At 60.3% G+C, this 16,983-nt stretch carries 20 protein-coding genes; all 20 read right to left on the reverse strand.

The annotated features are described in order from the left end of the window. Positions 1-5 precede the first annotated feature (5 nt). Positions 6-1,568 (reverse strand): NADH-quinone oxidoreductase subunit M, encoded by a 1,563-nt coding sequence (locus tag K3762_RS11645; RefSeq protein WP_132444518.1) that lies wholly within the window; start codon positions 1,566-1,568, stop codon positions 6-8. Next, on the reverse strand, positions 1,568-3,700 hold the full coding sequence (gene nuoL / locus K3762_RS11650) for an NADH-quinone oxidoreductase subunit L (protein WP_132444517.1): 2,133 nt from the start codon (positions 3,698-3,700) through the stop codon (positions 1,568-1,570). The genes K3762_RS11645 and nuoL overlap by 1 nt, the downstream gene beginning before the upstream one ends. A gap of 4 nt (positions 3,701-3,704) precedes the next feature. Beyond that, positions 3,705-4,010: an NADH-quinone oxidoreductase subunit NuoK gene (nuoK, locus tag K3762_RS11655; RefSeq protein ID WP_007119508.1), complete on the reverse strand. Its 306-nt coding sequence runs from the start codon at positions 4,008-4,010 to the stop codon at positions 3,705-3,707. A gap of 259 nt (positions 4,011-4,269) precedes the next feature. Continuing rightward, entirely contained in the window at positions 4,270-4,872 is a 603-nt protein-coding gene (locus tag K3762_RS11660) for an NADH-quinone oxidoreductase subunit J (RefSeq protein WP_067630634.1), read from the reverse strand. Beyond that, positions 4,869-5,285, reverse strand: coding sequence for a carboxymuconolactone decarboxylase family protein (locus K3762_RS11665; RefSeq protein WP_067630637.1), 417 nt, complete (start codon positions 5,283-5,285; stop codon positions 4,869-4,871). The genes K3762_RS11660 and K3762_RS11665 overlap by 4 nt, the downstream gene beginning before the upstream one ends. Then, positions 5,282-5,776, reverse strand: a complete 495-nt coding sequence (nuoI, locus tag K3762_RS11670) for an NADH-quinone oxidoreductase subunit NuoI (protein ID WP_067630640.1) — start codon at positions 5,774-5,776, stop codon at positions 5,282-5,284. The genes K3762_RS11665 and nuoI overlap by 4 nt, the downstream gene beginning before the upstream one ends. A 1-nt stretch (position 5,777) precedes the next feature. Beyond that, positions 5,778-5,966, reverse strand: a complete 189-nt coding sequence (locus K3762_RS11675; protein WP_132444516.1) for a hypothetical protein — start codon at positions 5,964-5,966, stop codon at positions 5,778-5,780. Continuing rightward, the gene (gene nuoH, locus K3762_RS11680) at positions 5,967-7,007 is read right to left on the reverse strand and encodes an NADH-quinone oxidoreductase subunit NuoH (protein ID WP_132444515.1); all 1,041 of its coding nucleotides are present in this window, start codon (positions 7,005-7,007) and stop codon (positions 5,967-5,969) included. Between the two features lie 6 nt (positions 7,008-7,013). Further along, entirely contained in the window at positions 7,014-7,385 is a 372-nt protein-coding gene (locus tag K3762_RS11685) for a hypothetical protein (RefSeq protein ID WP_007119502.1), read from the reverse strand. A gap of 8 nt (positions 7,386-7,393) precedes the next feature. Further along, positions 7,394-9,409, reverse strand: coding sequence for an NADH-quinone oxidoreductase subunit NuoG (gene nuoG, locus K3762_RS11690; protein WP_132444514.1), 2,016 nt, complete (start codon positions 9,407-9,409; stop codon positions 7,394-7,396). A gap of 4 nt (positions 9,410-9,413) precedes the next feature. Continuing rightward, positions 9,414-9,824 carry a DUF5333 domain-containing protein gene (locus K3762_RS11695; protein WP_067630648.1) on the reverse strand — a complete coding sequence of 137 codons (411 nt, stop codon included), beginning with the start codon at positions 9,822-9,824 and terminating at the stop codon, positions 9,414-9,416. A gap of 120 nt (positions 9,825-9,944) precedes the next feature. Further along, complete coding sequence (locus K3762_RS11700) at positions 9,945-10,271, reverse strand: hypothetical protein (protein WP_120351323.1); 327 nt, start codon at positions 10,269-10,271, stop codon at positions 9,945-9,947. Positions 10,272-10,410: 139 nt separating this feature from the next. Then, positions 10,411-11,706, reverse strand: coding sequence for an NADH-quinone oxidoreductase subunit NuoF (nuoF, locus tag K3762_RS11705; RefSeq protein ID WP_067630653.1), 1,296 nt, complete (start codon positions 11,704-11,706; stop codon positions 10,411-10,413). A 5-nt stretch (positions 11,707-11,711) separates the two neighbouring features. Beyond that, positions 11,712-11,945: a DUF5337 domain-containing protein gene (locus tag K3762_RS11710; RefSeq protein ID WP_120351324.1), complete on the reverse strand. Its 234-nt coding sequence runs from the start codon at positions 11,943-11,945 to the stop codon at positions 11,712-11,714. A gap of 17 nt (positions 11,946-11,962) precedes the next feature. Further along, positions 11,963-12,907: a hypothetical protein gene (locus K3762_RS11715; RefSeq protein ID WP_206054297.1), complete on the reverse strand. Its 945-nt coding sequence runs from the start codon at positions 12,905-12,907 to the stop codon at positions 11,963-11,965. Positions 12,908-13,001: 94 nt separating this feature from the next. Beyond that, positions 13,002-14,153 carry an NADH-quinone oxidoreductase subunit E gene (locus K3762_RS11720; RefSeq protein ID WP_260009501.1) on the reverse strand — a complete coding sequence of 384 codons (1,152 nt, stop codon included), beginning with the start codon at positions 14,151-14,153 and terminating at the stop codon, positions 13,002-13,004. 79 nt (positions 14,154-14,232) lie between these two features. Then, positions 14,233-15,477: an NADH-quinone oxidoreductase subunit D gene (locus K3762_RS11725; RefSeq protein WP_067625730.1), complete on the reverse strand. Its 1,245-nt coding sequence runs from the start codon at positions 15,475-15,477 to the stop codon at positions 14,233-14,235. Further along, positions 15,477-15,650 (reverse strand): hypothetical protein, encoded by a 174-nt coding sequence (locus K3762_RS11730; RefSeq protein WP_162931847.1) that lies wholly within the window; start codon positions 15,648-15,650, stop codon positions 15,477-15,479. The genes K3762_RS11725 and K3762_RS11730 overlap by 1 nt, the downstream gene beginning before the upstream one ends. Then, positions 15,650-16,279 carry an NADH-quinone oxidoreductase subunit C gene (locus K3762_RS11735; RefSeq protein ID WP_132444512.1) on the reverse strand — a complete coding sequence of 210 codons (630 nt, stop codon included), beginning with the start codon at positions 16,277-16,279 and terminating at the stop codon, positions 15,650-15,652. Before K3762_RS11735 ends, K3762_RS11730 begins: the two co-directional genes overlap by 1 nt. Positions 16,280-16,379: 100 nt before the next feature. Beyond that, positions 16,380-16,958 carry a NuoB/complex I 20 kDa subunit family protein gene (locus K3762_RS11740; RefSeq protein WP_386283929.1) on the reverse strand — a complete coding sequence of 193 codons (579 nt, stop codon included), beginning with the start codon at positions 16,956-16,958 and terminating at the stop codon, positions 16,380-16,382. Positions 16,959-16,983: the final 25 nt, after the last annotated feature.

Here is a 16,983-nt window from a genome sequence, read left to right on the forward strand (position 1 = left end):
CCTTCTTAATGCGAGGCATCGGCGGTCTGCACAGCGGTGTCAGCCGCCTCCAGCGCCATGTCGTAATTGTCAACGAGAGCAGCCACCGACGGCCCGATCATATCCAGCACCAGCGCCGGATAGACGCCCAGGATCAGGGTCATCGCTACCAGCGGCGCAATGATCCATTTCTCACGTGCGGTCATGTCGGTGATCGCCTTGAGGCTTTCTTTGATCAGGTCGCCCATCACCACGCGGCGATAGAGCCACAGCGCGTAGGCCGCCGAAAAGATCACGCCCGTGGTCGCCACTGCCGCCACCCAAGTGTTCACTTGGAAGGTCGCCATCAGCGTCAGGAATTCCCCCACGAAACCGGATGTGCCCGGCAGGCCCACGTTCGCCATGGTGAAGAACATGAAGACCAGTGCATAGGCCGGCATCCGGTTCACCAGACCGCCATAGGCGTCAATGTCACGGGTGTGCATCCGGTCATAGATCACGCCAACGCTGAGGAAGAGCGCGCCAGAGATGAAGCCGTGGCTGATCATCTGGAAAATCGCGCCATCAATCCCCTGCTGGTTCGCCGCAAAGATGCCCATGGTCACGAAACCCATGTGTGCGACCGAGGAATAGGCGATCAGCTTTTTCATGTCCTGCTGCACCAGCGCCACTAGCGAGGTATAGACGATGGCAATGGCCGACATCCACAGGATCAGCGGCGTCATCACCTCGGACCCGACGGGGAACATCGGCAAGCTGAAGCGCAGGAAGCCGTAGCCGCCCATTTTCAGCAGGATCGCCGCCAGCACCACAGAACCCGCCGTCGGGGCCTGAACGTGTGCGTCGGGCAGCCATGTGTGCACTGGCCACATCGGCATCTTGACCGCGAAGCTGGCAAAGAAGGCGAGGAACATCAGTGTCTGCATGCCGCCGACGATCTGAATCCCCAGCAGCTCAAAGCTCTCGGAGCCGAAGTTGTGGGTCAGCAGGCTGATCTCGCAGCCGCCGATGCAGGTCGTGCCCGCCTCAGTGAACATCGCGACCATCGCCACCAGCATCAGCACCGAGCCGAGGAAGGTATAGAGGAAGAACTTGAAGCTCGCGTAGATACGCTCTTTCCCGCCCCAGATGCCGATGATCAGGAACATCGGGATCAGACCCGCCTCAAAGAAGAGGTAAAAGAGCACCAGATCCAGCGCCATGAACACGCCGAGCATCAGCGTTTCCAAGAGCAGGAAGGCGATCATGTATTCCTTGACGCGGTGCTCAACATTCCAGCTTGCCGCGATAACCAGCGGCATCATGAAGGTGGTCAGCATCACGAAGAGGATGGAGATACCATCGACGCCGAGGCGATACTTCAGCCCCAGCAGCCAGTCGGCCTCATCCACGAATTGGAAGTCGGTGTTGGACGGGTCAAAGTCAAAGAGCACAAAAAGCGAGATCAGGAAGGTGACCGTCGTGGTGATGAAGGCCAGCCATTTCGCGTTGCGCCCGGCAGCGGCATCGTCGCCCCGCAGGAAGACCGCGAGGATCAGTGCAGCGAAGGCCGGAATGAATGTGATGATTGAAAGCAGATGCGTATCCATCAGTTCGCTCCTCCGCTCATCGTCATCCATGTCACCAGAACGGCGATGCCGATCACCATGGCGAAGGCATAGGTGAAGATATAGCCCGTCTGTGCCTTACCCGCGAGGCGGGTGAAGAAGGGGATGATCCCCATGGCGACGCCATTGAGCGTGCCGTCGATCACAGTGCCATCGCCGCGTTTCCACAGGAACCGGCCGATCGTTTTGGCGGGACGCACGAAAATCACGTCGTAAACCTCATCAAAGTACCATTTGTTTTTCAGGAACAGGTAAAGCGGGCGTTGGTTTGCCGCCAAACGTCCCGGGACGGTCGGGCTCCAGATATAGAACCACAGGGCCATGACCAGACCGGCCAGCATCGCGATAAAGGGCGAGACCTTAACCCAAGTCGGGGCGGCGTGCGCGTCATCCAGCACGTGGTTGTCGGGCGCAAAGTAAAGCGCCCCCTCACCCGGTGCACCGCCAAAGGCTTCGTGATGCGCGCCCGCGTCCTGCTGGCCTTCGACCAAAGCATCGGCCCCGTGATCGCCGTCGACCGGGCCGGTGGCACCGTGGTCATCCTCGGCCCCTTCGACATGGGCGTCGCCGCCTTCGGCCATTTCAGCCATCGGGATGCCGTAGAATTTGCCAACCTGATCTGCATGGCCAAAGAAGCTGCCGTACCAAACCATCCCAGCAAAGACCGAGCCGAGCGCCAGAACGCCAAGCGGGATCAGCATGACCATCGGGCTCTCGTGGGCGTGCTCATGCGTGTGCTTGTTGCCACGCGGTTTTCCGAAGAACGTGAGGAAAATCAGGCGCCAGCTGTAGAAGCTCGTCATCGCCGCGGCGATCACCAACATCCAGAAGCCATACATTGACCCACCGCCCCAAGCGCTTTCGATGATCGCGTCTTTCGACAGGAAGCCCGCGAAACCGATATGCGTCAGCGGGATGCCAACACCGGTGATCGCCAACGTGCCGATCATCATCGCCCAGAAGGTATAGGGGATTTTCTTACGCAGACCGCCGTAGTTGGTCATGTCTTGCTCATGGTGCATCGCGTGAATGACCGAGCCCGCGCCCAAGAACAGCATCGCCTTAAAGAAGGCGTGGGTGAACAGGTGGAACATCGCCGCCGAATACATGCCGACGCCCGCCGCCACGAACATATAGCCAAGCTGTGACATGGTCGAATAGGCAATCACACGTTTGATGTCGGTTTGCACAAGGCCGATGGTCGCCGCGACAAAGGCGGTCGTCGCGCCGATCACCGTGACAAAGGCCATCGCTTCGGGTGCGAATTCCATCACCGGCGACATGCGGCAGACAAGGAAAACACCCGCGGTCACCATGGTCGCCGCGTGGATCAGCGCCGACACCGGGGTCGGGCCTTCCATCGCGTCGGGAAGCCATGTGTGCAGGAACAGTTGCGCCGATTTACCCATCGCCCCGAGGAACAGCAGGAAGGCGATCAGGTTTGCCGCGTTCCAATCGTTCCATAGGAAAGTCACCGTCTGCTCAGCCAAGTCGGGCGCTGCGGCAAAGATATCATCAAAGCGGATCGAGTCCGTCAGCATATAGAGGCCGAAGATGCCCAGCAGGAAAGCAAAGTCCCCCACCCGGTTGACGACAAAGGCTTTCATCGCGGCGGCATTGGCCGACGGCTTGCGGAAGTAGAAACCGATCAGCAGGTAGGAGGCGACACCGACGCCCTCCCAACCAAAGAACATCTGCACGAGGTTGTCGGCTGTGACCAGCATCAACATCGCGAAGGTAAAGAACGACAGATAGGCGAAGAACCGGGGGCGATAGCTCTCGTTATCGCGGAAGTTCTCATCGTGGGCCATGTAGCCGAAGGAGTAGAGGTGAACGAGGCTCGATACCGTGGTGATGACGATCAGCATCAGCGCGGTCAAACGGTCCATGCGGATCGCCCAATCGGTGCTCAGCGTGCCGCTCTCGATAAAGCGCAGGATCTGGATTTGCTCGGTCGGACCGTCCAGCGTCAGGAACACCACCCAAGAGAGGAAGGCGGCAAGGAACAGCAGCCCCGTGGCGGTCCACTGGGCGGCCTTCTCACCAATGATCTTCCAGCCGAAACCGCAGAGGATGGCACCCACAAGCGGGGCGAATAGGATCGTGGTTTCCATTGCCTCAGCCCTTCATCACGTTGACATCTTCCACCGCGATCGAGCCACGGTTGCGGAAGAAACAGACCAGAATGGCGAGGCCGATGGCAGCCTCCGCCGCAGCGACGGTGAGCACGAAGAGTGTGAACACCTGCCCCGTCAAATCACCAAGGAAACTGGAGAAGGCAACGAGGTTGATGTTCACCGCGAGCAGCATCAATTCGATGCTCATCAGCAAGATGATCACGTTCTTGCGGTTCAGGAATAGCCCGAAGATGCCGATGACAAACAGCGTCGCCGCCACTGTCAGGTAATGCTCAAGTCCGATCATGTCGTCCCTTACGTTCCCGCCCTTTGATGGGCTTTGGTCGCGCCCCATTTGATGGGGCTTTTAGTATCACTTTGCCCCGGCTGCCACCGGGATTGCCGAGGCTTTAGCCGATAAAGCTGCGGCCACCGAAAAACACGACGATCAACACCACGACCAGTACCACGATTGTTGTTCTCGACATTTCGACGTCCCTTTTCTCTTTGGTTCAGTCGTTTTCATTCAAAGAAAACGGCTACGGAATTTTAAAAAATTCCGGTGTTTACAGGCCCTGCCCAGACTTCACGTCGCGCAGTTCCATCGCCTTGGCCGGGTCGCGCATCATCTGCGCCACCACGTCTTGGCGTTTCACGTCCTTGCGGTGCCGCAGAGTCAGCACAATTGCCCCGATCATCGCCACCAGCAGGATCAGGCCCGCCAGTTGGAACAGCAGGAAGTAGCGATCATAGAGCAGTAGCCCAAGCGCTTCGGTATTGAACCGCGCCGGATCGATCGCATTGGCCCGCAGGCTCTCGGCCGCTGCACTCTGCTCCCATGCGCCAAAGGCCATGACGAACTGCATCAAGATCACCAAAGCGATCAGCAGCGCCAGCGGCATATAGCGCGCCATTTCGGCCTTCAGCTCAGCGAAGTCCACGTCGAGCATCATCACGACGAAGAGGAACAGCACCGCCACCGCGCCGACGTAAACGATGACCAGCAGCATCGCCACGAACTCCGCCCCCAGCAGCACGAAAAGCCCCGCCGCCGAGAGGAAGGACAGGATCAGCCAGAGCACCGAATGCACCGGATTGCGGCTGATCACCGTGAACAGTCCGCCGGTGATGACGCTGATCGCGAAGAGGTAAAATGAAAAGACCGTCATGCGCCGTCTTCCTTCTTGGTATCTTTTTCTTCGTCAAGAACCGACTGCGCCAGTTCCAGCGCCCGGGTCATCGCCGGCAGCCCGGCAAAGACCGACATCTGGCTAATCGTCTCGACGATATGTTGTTTGGTGGCTCCCGCCTCACGTGCGTGGCGCACGGTCTGGCGGAGGGCCATATCATTCTGCGCGCCCTGCATGGTCAGCCCCGCGAGGGTAAGCAGCAGCCGCGTCCGCGCGTCCAGCCCGCCCTTGTTCACAGTGTCGCCGAACCAGAAGTCCATCATGTCCTTCGGCATCGTGCCCATCATCGCCTCGAACCCTTTGGGCGAAAAAGCATCCATCGCTGGAAAGGCTTTCGCCATTTCCTGCGCCTGCTTCATCATCGCATCAAAAGGGTTCTTGGGATCACTCATCGGTAAGGTGCGTCCATCTCAAGGTTGCGGGCAATCTCGGCTTCCCAGCGTTCGCCGTTGTCCAAAAGCTTGGCCTTGTCGTAATACAGCTCTTCGCGGGTCTCGGTCGAGAATTCGAAGTTCGGGCCTTCGACAATGGCGTCCACTGGGCAGGCTTCTTGGCAGAAACCGCAGTAGATGCATTTGGTCATGTCGATGTCATAGCGCGTGGTGCGGCGGCTGCCGTCCTCGCGTGCTTCGGCGTCGATGGTGATCGCCTGCGCGGGGCAGATCGCCTCGCAGAGTTTGCACGCGATGCAACGCTCTTCGCCATTGGGATAACGGCGCAGCGCGTGTTCGCCGCGGAAACGGGGCGACAGAGGCCCCTTTTCATGCGGGTAGTTCAGCGTCGTTTTCGGCGCAAAGAAATAGCGCATCCCCAGCATGAACGCCTTGGCGTAGTCTGCCAGCAGGAAATACTTCGCGGCGCGGGTGTAGTCAGTCGTCGCCATTTTACCCTTCCCCTTCGCGATCTTGAACGAAGTTCTTAACGGCTTCGACGATATCGAACACATCGAGTTTAGAGCCATCTTCCTGAAGCTGACCAATAATGCCCAGCTTCCCCCCAATATCAGCCGAAAAGATCGCTAAATCTTCGTCTGTCTGCGTACCGAGAACTTTCGAGATATCATAAACAGACATTTAGCCCCCTACGGTCCAACGGGCGTAGATGCCCCAGAACCAATCGAATTTTGCAGCGAATGCCACGAAGACCACCCAGAACAGCGAGAACGGCAGGAAGACTTTCCAACCCAGCCGCATCAGCTGGTCATAGCGGTAGCGCGGCGTAATTGCCTTCACCATGGCGAACATGAAGAAGACCATCAGCATCTTGATGAACATCCAGAAGAAGCCATCGGGCAGGAACGGCACCGGAGACAACCAGCCACCGAAGAACATCAGCGATACCAGCGCGCACATCAACACCACGGCCACCAATTCGCCGATCATAAAGAGCAGGAAGGGCGTGGAGGAATATTCCACCTGATAGCCCGCCACCAGTTCCGATTCCGCTTCCGGCAGATCGAACGGCGGGCGGTTGGTTTCCGCCAGCGCCGAGATGAAGAACAAGATCAACATCGGGAAGTGCGGCAGGAAGTACCAGTTGAACAGACCCCAGTCGCCGTCCTGCGCCGCCACGATGGACGTGAAGTTCATCGAACCGGTCGAGAGGATCACGCCGATGATGATCAGGCCGATCGACACTTCGTAAGAAATCATCTGCGCGGCAGAACGCAGCGAACCAAGGAAGGGGTATTTCGAGTTCGACGCCCAACCGCCCATGATCACGCCGTAAACCTCAAGCGAGGAGACGGCGAAGACATAGAGGATGGCCACGTTGATGTCCGACAGGATCCAGCCTTCGTTAAAAGGGATCACCGCCCAAGCGATCATCGCCATGACAAAGGAAATCATCGGCGCAAGGAAGAAGACCCCCTTGTCAGCGCCCGCCGGGACCACCACTTCTTTAACGATATATTTAAGAAAGTCGGCAAAACTCTGGAGCAGGCCGAAGACGCCCACGACGTTGGGGCCGCGGCGCATCATCACGGCGGCCCAGATCTTGCGGTCGGCATACATGAGGAAGGCCAGCGCCAGCAGCAACGGCACCACCAGCAGCAACACCTGCCCAACCGTCAGCAGGCCGATGCCCAGATAGGTGTTGTAAAAGAAATCAGCCATAAGTCCTCACACCGTCGGAATACCGCGTTCCGCGCATTGAAACGCGGTCACTTCGGCATCAATTGTCTTCAAGCCTTTCGGCAGGCTCGGCGAGATTGTGTAAACAGCATCTGCCCGCCATATGCCACCCTCTTCAGTGACATTTGTCCGCACATGTCGCGCAAAACCGTAGCCCCGGATCAGCGTATACTGCGCTGCAGCACATTCGGCGTAATCCGACACGTCTTGGTTCGATAACGCCTTGGTCATCGCCACGTTGAACTGCACCAAATCGCCATCCAAAAGCTGGGTCTCCACCCCCTTGTAGTCGGGGATGAAATCCTCGGCCACCGGCACCTGCGGTTCGCAGGCGGCCAGCAGCATCAAGGGGGCCAGCATCATGGCTCTCACTCCGCCGCCATCGGCTCGGCCCGGCGCGCGGCGGCCAGAGCCGAAAGTTCCGCCATCAACTGGCTGGCCCGCGCGATCGGGTTGGAGAGATAGAAGTCGCGCACTGCAGGCGCGAAAGAGGCATCGCCCAGCTTACCGGCAGGCAGCGCGGCCCACTCGTTTTCCGGCACCTCATCGACATTCGCCAGATGCGGCACGGCCTCGGTCAGCTTGCGGCGCAGCTGCGCGATGGAATCATAGCCCAACTGCGCGCCCAACTCAGCCGAGAGCGCCCGGAGAATCGCCCAGTTTTCTTTGGCCTGACCCGGCGCGAACCCGGCACGCTGCGCCAATTGCGGGCGGCCTTCGGTGTTGACGAACAGACCCGGCTCTTCGGTATAGGCCGCACCCGGCAGGATGATGTCGGCGCGGTGTGCGCCGCGGTCGCCATGGCTGCCTTGATAGATCACGAAGGGCCCAGCACCGATTTCAACTTCATCCGCGCCGAGGTTATAGATCACCTCTGCCGCGTTCACGTCGTCCATGCCGTTTTCGGCTGTGGCACCAATATCCATCGCACCCACACGCGCGGCGGCGGTGTGCAGGATCATCAGCTTGCTCTTGGTCTTTTCGGCCAGTTCCATCGCCTTCGCCAGCACGGCTTCGCCATCGGCTTCGCGCAGCGCGCCTTGGCCGACAACGATCACCGAAGGCTGCTCTAGCACTTCGTCGAAATCACTGCCCATCAGCTTGTCGAGGGTCGCGCGGTCATTGCCCAGATGGTGATGCGGGTAGGTCAGATCAGCGGCTTCTCCGATCAGGCCAACCTCTGCCCCATTGCTCCACGCTTTGCGGATGCGCGCGTTCAGCACCGGCGCTTCAACCGCTGGGTTACAGCCGATCAGTTGGATCATCTTGGCGCTATCAAGGTCTTCGATCCGCGCGTTGCCGACATAGCCGAAACGGTTGTCCGCAGGCAGCTTCGCCCCATCGGTGCGGCATTCGACGACACCGCCCTGCCCTTCGATCAGTTCTTTCAGCGCAAAGGCGGCTTCGACCGATGACAGATCACCGACGAGACCGGCAAGCTTCTTGCCCTTCATCGCAGCGGCTGCGGCATTCAGCGCCTCGGGCCAGCTCGCTTTGCGCAGCTTGCCATTCTCGCGGATGTAAGGTGTGTCCAAACGCTGACGGCGCAGGCCGTCCCAAACAAAGCGCGTCTTGTCGGAAATCCACTCTTCGTTCACACCGTCATGGTTGCGCGGCAAAAAGCGCATGACTTCGCGGCCCTTGGTATCCACGCGGATGTTGGAGCCAAGCGCATCCATCACATCGATGCTCTCGGTCTTGCTCAATTCCCACGGGCGGGCAGTAAAGGCGTAGGGCTTGCTGACCAGCGCGCCGACGGGGCACAGGTCAATGATATTGCCCGACAGGTTGCTGTCGATCAACGAGCCGAGATAGGTCGTGATCTCTGCATCCTCGCCCCGGCCCGTCTGGCCCATGACGTGCTGGCCTGCGACTTCGGTGGTGAAGCGCACGCAGCGGGTGCAGGAGATGCAGCGGGTCATATGGGTCTCGACCAGCGGGCCGAGATCGAGGTCTTCGGTCGCCCGCTTCGGCTCGCGGTAGCGCGAGAAATCGACGCCGTAGGCCATCGCCTGATCCTGAAGATCGCATTCGCCGCCCTGATCGCAGATCGGGCAATCCAGCGGGTGGTTGATGAGAAGGAACTCCATCACCCCTTCGCGGGCCTTTTTGACCATGGGCGAGTTGGTTTTCACGACCGGCGGCTGGCCCTCGGGACCGGGGCGCAGGTCGCGCACCTGCATGGCGCAGGAGGCGGCGGGCTTGGGCGGCCCGCCGACGACTTCCACAAGACACATCCGGCAGTTACCGGCGATCGACAGACGTTCGTGGTAACAGAAGCGCGGCACCTCGATGCCGACCTGCTCGCAGGCCTGAATGAGCGTCATCGCCCCTTCGACTTCGACTTCCTTACCGTCGATGATGATCTTGCGGATATCGCTCATAAGCTCACTTTGCCTTCAGTAACGAACCGATCCGGCTCGATTTTTGAATCTCTTCGCGTCCAAGCGCACAATAGCTTTGCGGGTCCGAAGTATCGACCCCCTTGGCCTTGAAAAACGCGGCGCCCCGCGCTCTCATGCGCGCTTTTTCAGCGTCACTATCAATATAGGCGTCGATCTCGGCGTCGGAGTAGCCCAGATCGCCTGCCTTGCCCTTCAAGTCCCATGCCATCTTGACCGCGCGCAGCATCCGCGCGCTGATGTCGGGGCAGTTTTTCCGGATGATGTCGGCCACGCCCATGTCCAAAAGCGCGTCGTCAATCGCGGCCACTTCGCGCAGCGGCGGTTTGGCGGCTGCCGGTGTCACGGTGGCGGCGGTCAGGCTCAGGCCCATCACGGCGATCATCAGGGTGCGCATATCAATTCTCCTTCATGCAGCGGGCCGGAACGGCCCGTCTGACAGATGGAGATTGGGGGCTATGATATTCAATATCACCGCCCCTTTGGGCCGCAGCCCCGCGATATGTCGCCGATGCGATCACTGGGGGCAGCGCCCCTGAAACGTCAGCGCGCCGCCATCAAGCCGCAGCGTGCCCGTCGGCGCATCGGGGCCTATGGTCCAGTCGATGTCTGAACTGCCGTAGTTGCCGACGCAGTATTTCACCGCCTCATAGCGCGCCGCTGCGCGGGCGCCGTCGATGGATTTGCCAGCATCCTTGACCGTCACCTGAAATACGTCGCGCTGGCCATCCACCTTGCGCAGTTTGGTGCTGAAATACTGCCCGTCAAAGGCAACACGCTCACCATCATTGGCACAGCCTGCCAGCAGGGCGCTGACCGTCAAAACCGTCAAAGCATATTTCATAGACCTACTCCGCTGCGCCATGGGCCCGGCTTTGCCGACCGCCCCCGCGCCTATTGTGGACGGGCGCGCCTGACACGCGCCCGCTATCGCCGCTCCTGCGCCAAGCGTCAAGCCATCGGGCCTGCCGCCGCGCAGGGTTTCACTCTGCCGCGACCGCGCTGACACGGCCCGTGCGCTTGTGTTTGATCCGGTCTTCGATCTCATCCCGGAAGTGGCGGATCAGACCTTGGATCGGCCAAGCCGCCGCATCGCCAAGCGCGCAGATCGTGTGGCCTTCGACCTGTTTGGTCACGTCGAGCAGCATGTCGATCTCTTCGGGTTCCGCATCGCCGGAAACCAGACGGTCCATCACGCGCATCATCCAGCCGGTGCCTTCGCGGCAGGGCGTGCACTGGCCGCAGCTTTCGTGTTTGTAGAACTTCGACAAACGCCAGATCGCTTTGATCACGTCGGTCGAGTTGTCCATCACGATCACCGCCGCCGTGCCGAGGCCGGAGCGTTGTTCGCGCAGATAGTCAAAATCCATGATCGCGTCGCGCATGTCTTTGCCGGGGATCAGCGGCACCGAAGAGCCGCCGGGGATAACGGCCTTGAGGTTGTCCCAACCGCCGCGAATGCCACCGCAATGTTTTTCGATCAGCTCTTCAAAACCGATGCTCATCGCCTCTTCAACAACGCAAGGGTTATTGACGTGGCCCGAGATTGCAAAGAGCTTGGTGCCCGCGTTGTTGGCTCGGCCAAAGCCCGCGAACCACTCCGGCCCACGGCGCAGGATGGTCGGCACCACAGCGATGGATTCGACGTTGTTCACGGTGGTCGGGCAGCCGTAAAGCCCCGCGCCCGCCGGGAACGGCGGCTTCATGCGCGGCATGCCCTTCTTGCCTTCGAGGCTTTCCAGAAGAGCTGTTTCTTCGCCGCAGATATAGGCACCCGCACCGTGGTGCAGATAGATATCGAAGTCCCAGCCGGATTTGGAGGCGTTCTTGCCCACCAGACCAGCCTCATAGGCTTCATCAATCGCAGTCTGCAACGCTTCGCGTTCGCGGATATATTCGCCGCGCAGGTAGATATAGCAGGCGTGGGCATTCATCGCGAAAGAGGCGATCAGGCAGCCTTCGATCAGCGTATGCGGGTCGTGCCGCATGATCTCGCGGTCTTTGCAGGTGCCCGGCTCGGATTCGTCGGCATTGACCACCAGATAGGACGGGCGGCCATCGCTTTCCTTGGGCATGAAGGACCATTTCAGCCCCGTTGGGAAGCCCGCCCCGCCCCGGCCCCGCAGGCCAGAGGCTTTCATCTGGTCCACGATCCAATCGCGGCCTTTCTGGATGATTCCGGCAGTGCCATCCCAATGGCCGCGCGACTGCGCGCCTTTTAGGGTGCGGTCATGCATGCCGTAGATATTGGTAAAAATGCGGTCTTTGTCCTGAAGCATGATGCCTACCTTTGGTTCTCACGGCTGGCCCGGCGGGCCTGCCACATTTGATATATCACGACCATCGCCCAGAAAAGCGCGGCCAGTGCAGCAAAATCGAAGAGCAGCGCATAGCGCCCCGGCAGGCCAAGCGCCGGGCCCGCCCATTGTATGGCCAGCCACAAACACATGGTCACGGCAATGACCAGCCCTGCGGTGCGGCCCTTACGGGCAAGCGCTCTGTCTTCGGCTTCGCTCATGTCTCTCTCTTACCCCGTCAACCTTTCGCCTTGCCGTCATTGGCAAAGGCTTTGGCTTGACCGATCCAATCATCGCGTCGGATGCGGCCCTTGAACCGCAGGCGGGAGTCGACCCAGTCGATCTCATCCCCCTGAAGGGCTGCGATCTGATCGAAATGGAAGATGCCCAGTTCATTCAGGGTCTGTTCCAACTTCGGCCCGATGCCGCCAATCCGCTTAAGGTCATCTGCCCCGCCCGCACGCGGCGCGTCGAGCAGCGCGGGTTTGCCATCGGTAGAATGGCTATCGGTCGCGGGCACTGGTGCAGGCTCGGCCTTCGCAGGTTCGGCGGGCGCTTCGACGACCTCTTGCGGGGTGTTCACAACAGCGGGCGCTTCTTCGGCCTCGATGACCTGTTCTGGTGCGGCTTCAACGGCAGCGGTATCGGCCACGGGCGCTGTCGTCTCCTGAGGCGGTGTTTCCTTAGAAGGCGCGGAAGGGGTTTCGACGGCCTCCTTCGGGGGCGTCACTACAGCAACTGCTTCTTCCGCCTTGGCGACCTGTTCCGGTGCCGCCTCAACGGCAGCGGTATCGGCCACGGGCGCTGTCGGCTCCTGTGGCGGTGTTTCTTCAGCGGGTTCAACCGGCGCGCTTGCCTTGCGCGCCGCCCCGATCCCGGCGTCCCCCGCGGGGACTGAACCCACAGCAGAAGAAACGCTTCCCGATGCCGTTGAAGCCCCTGCGACCGATGCAGCCGCCGCGCTGCGCGTGCTGTCTTGGGGGGCCGCGGCGGGCACGTCTTTGCACAGCAGGGTCAGCGCCAGATAGCCCACGATCAGCGCCACCAGCACACCGGCCACGATCGACATCAACAGCCCCCAGATGCCAAAGGCCAGCAATAGGAATGCCACCAGCAAACCGGCACCGGCACCCAGCCACCAACAGCGCTTGGTGCAGGCTTCTCGTTCCGAAATATCCGTCATGACTGTCCTTCTCTCCCTTAATGCGGGCGATGCGGCTTATGGCTTTGCGGGGTGGTAATGGTGCCGTCCTTGGCCCGTTGTGAAATCTCCGTCTTTAGTCTTTGGCGAGGCCCGCGGCCTGCTCTGCCCAATTGTCGCGGCTGACGCGACCTTTGAACCCTTCGAGGTTCTGATCAACCCAAGCGACCTCTTCTGGGCCCCACTGGGCGATCTGGTCAAAGTGGTAAAAGCCCATGCCGTTCAGCATCTGCTCCAGCTTCGGGCCGACGCCTTTGATCTTTTTCAGGTCGTCCGCACCGCCCTCACGCGGGGCGTCCAACTGGGCGGGCTTTTGGCCAGGCGTCGCGGGGGCGCTGGTTTCGGCCTTTGCCGCATCGGCACTCTCGCCCTTGGGGTCGCGTTTGGAGCGTGGTTTGCTCTTTGACGTGGCTTCGGCTTCTTGTTCGGTGACGCCGGTTTTGTCGGTGCTCTCGCCCTCGGCGGGACGCGGCTCTTCGGCTTCGACCTCTTCCACCGTTTCAGGCTGCGGCGCCTCGGGCTGGTTTTGCCACGGGGTCAGCAGCGGCACTTCGGTGCCGTCGATGCGTTTGACGGTATCACCGATGTCCACCGCAGCCTGCACGCTGGCATTGTATTGCGTGCGCCCGCTTTCGTGGTCCGTGAGGCTGGTCAACCCGCCCAAAGGCTCTGACGCATAGCGCCCGTTCTGCGGGCCGGGTACCGGCACGCGCCCATCGCTCAACTCATCAAGGATTTCGTTCAGCCGCGCGGTGGTCAGGTCTTCGTAATAGTCTTTGCCAATCTGGGCCATCGGCGCGTTGGAGCACGCGCCAAGGCATTCGACTTCTTCCCACGAAAAACGCCCATCCGCCGACAACTCATGCGGTTTGGCGGCAATGCGTTCTTTGCAGACGGCGACCAAATCCTCGGCCCCGCAGATCATGCAGGATGTGGTGCCGCAAACTTGGATATGTGCCACGGAACCAACAGGTTGCAGCTGAAACATGAAGTAGAATGTCGCCACTTCCAGCCCGCGGATATAGGCCATGCCCAGCATTTCCGAGACATGTTCAATCGCCGCACGGGTCAGCCAACCCTCTTGCTCCTGCGCGCGCCACAGCAGTGGAATGATCGCGCTGGCCTGACGGCCCTCGGGGTATTTGGTGATCTGCGCTTCGGCCCATTCTTGGTTGGCGGGCGTGAAGGCAAAACTGTCGGGCTGGTCAGGGTGTAGACGGCGGAGCATTAGTTCGAACCTATGGTCAGGCGGAGGCCAAAAGCGCCTCCGGCGTAAATTTCTTCAAAATGGAGCGATGCGGCCTGCATCACCGGTCGATCTCTCCAAAGACGACGTCCATGGTGCCGATGATCGCGGCCACATCGGCCAGCTGGTGGCCGCTGGCCACATGGTCCATCGCCTGCAAGTGCAAGAAGCCCGGCGCGCGGATCTTAGAGCGGTAGGGTTTGTTGGAGCCATCGGCCACGAGGTAGACGCCAAATTCACCCTTCGGCGCTTCGACGGCGCAGTAAACCTCGCCCTCGGGCACGTGGAAACCTTCGGTGTAGAGCTTGAAGTGGTGGATCAGGCTTTCCATGTCGGTCTTCATCGCGGTGCGCGATGGCGGGGTGATCTTGCCACGGGCGAGGATATCGCCCTGCCCTTCGGGGGCGCGCAGTTTTTCGATCGCCTGCTGGATGATGTGGGTCGACTGGCGCATCTCTTCCATGCGGCAGAGGTAACGGTCAAAGCAGTCGCCGTTCTTGCCCACGGGGATTTGAAAGTCGAATTCGTCATAGCATTCATAGGGTTGCGAACGCCGCAGATCCCACGCCAGCCCCGAGCCGCGCACCATGACGCCGCTGAAGCCGTAGTCGAGGATTTCTTGCTCGGAGACGATGCCGATGTCGACGTTCCGCTGTTTGAAGATCCGGTTTTCGGTCAGCAACTCGTCGATATCGACCATGAATTTGGTCAGGAATTGCGCGCACCATGTTTCGATATCGTCCAGCAGCGCTGGCGGCAGGTCTTGGTGGACACCACCGGGACGGAAGTAGGCCGCGTGCAAACGCGCGCCACAGGCCCGCTCGTAAAAGATCATCAGGCTTTCGCGCTCTTCAAAACCCCAGAGCGGCGGCGTCAGCGCGCCCACGTCGAGCGCCTGCGTCGTGATGTTGAGCAGGTGGTTCAGGATGCGGCCAATCTCGCAGAACAGCACCCGGATCAGCGAGGCACGGCGCGGCACCACGGTGCCGGTCAGCTTTTCAATCGCCAGACACCAAGCGTGCTCTTGGTTCATCGGGGCCACGTAATCCAACCGGTCGAAATACGGCAGGTTTTGCAGATAGGTGCGGCTCTCCATCAGCTTTTCGGTGCCACGGTGCAGCAGACCGATATGCGGATCGCACCGCTCTACAACCTCGCCGTCAAGCTCAAGCACCAGACGCAGAACACCGTGTGCGGCAGGGTGTTGCGGGCCGAAGTTGATGTTGAAGTTGCGGATCTTCTGTTCGCCGGACTCAAAGTCGGTCGACCCGTCGTCAAAGGCTTTTGTGCGAATGTCGCCGTCCATTACCGTTTCTCCAGTTCTTGCAGCTTCATGCCCATCCACCACAGCAAGGCGATCGTGCCCAGCGGGATCAGACAGGCCGCCGCCCAGTATTTATTAATGCCAAAGAACGGCAGCAGCTTGACCATTGGAATGGCCGTCAGCGCCGAGAGGATCAGCCAGCCCAGCCCGCCCATTACTTCGCGTCCTTGCTCACATTGCCATCGGGCGCGGATTTGTCATCGCCGGGCAGAATGTAATCGGCCCCTTCCCAAGGAGACATGAAATCGAACTGGCGGTATTCCTGCACAAGGCTCACCGGTTCATAGACCACGCGCTTGGCGGCTTCGTCATAGCGCACTTCGGTATAGCCCGTCGTCGGGAAATCCTTGCGCAGCGGGTGGCCGCGGAAACCATAATCGGTCAGGATGCGGCGCAGGTCCGGGTGACCGGAAAACAGGATGCCGAACATGTCGAAGACTTCACGCTCAAACCAATCGGCACTGGGGTGTACGCCTGTGATTGACGGCACCATATCCTTTTCCCGCGCGGTAGCGCGCAGGCGGATGCGGTGGTTTTGGTACATCGACAGGAAGTGATACACCACGTCGAACCGTTTCGCACGGCCCGGATAATCCACCGCCGTGATGTCGACCAAGGTCGAGAAACGGCAGGTCGGGTCGCCCTTGAGGAACTCAACAAGGCCCGCGATATTCGCCAGCGCCACGGACATGTTCAACTCACCCTTGGTGACATCCCATCCCAGCACACAATCGGGCCGCTTGGCTTCGATATAGGCCCCAAGTTCCTGCAGTTGTTCGCTCATCGCAAATCTTCCTTCCACGCGCCGATCAACGCCATCTCACTGTCCCACGCCTTTGGCGCGTTGTCCTTCTGCCTGCCCCGATCCGGCGCAGGCCCTTGTCTTAGCGCACAATTGTCCCGGTGCGGCGGATTTTACGCTGCAACTGGAGGATACCATAAAGCAGTGCTTCCGCCGTCGGCGGGCAGCCGGGCACATAGACATCAACCGGTACGATCCGGTCACAGCCGCGCACGACCGAATAGCTGTAGTGGTAGTAGCCGCCGCCATTGGCACAGGACCCCATAGAGATCACATAGCGCGGCTCTGGCATCTGATCGTAGACCTTGCGCAGCGCCGGGGCCATCTTGTTGGTCAGCGTGCCCGCGACGATCATGAGGTCCGACTGGCGCGGAGAAGCGCGCGGGGCCGTCCCGAAACGCTCAAGGTCATAACGCGGCATGGAGCTGTGCATCATCTCAACCGCGCAGCAGGCCAGACCGAAGGTCATCCAGTGCAGCGAGCCGGTGCGCGCCCAATTGATAATATCTTCGGTCGAGGTCAGCAGGAAACCTTTGTCCTGCAGCTCGGCGTTCAGGCTATGGGTGGCCACATCACGGTCTGCACCTGCGCCGTACTGGCCATAGGCCTCAGGTGCAGAAGCGCCAGATTTGATCCGAGGGCTTTGGTGGCCATCGCCCATCACCGGGGTGACCAGCCCGTCATCA

The organism is Sulfitobacter sp. W074, from assembly GCF_025142275.1.
Lineage (GTDB): Bacteria > Pseudomonadota > Alphaproteobacteria > Rhodobacterales > Rhodobacteraceae > Sulfitobacter > Sulfitobacter profundi.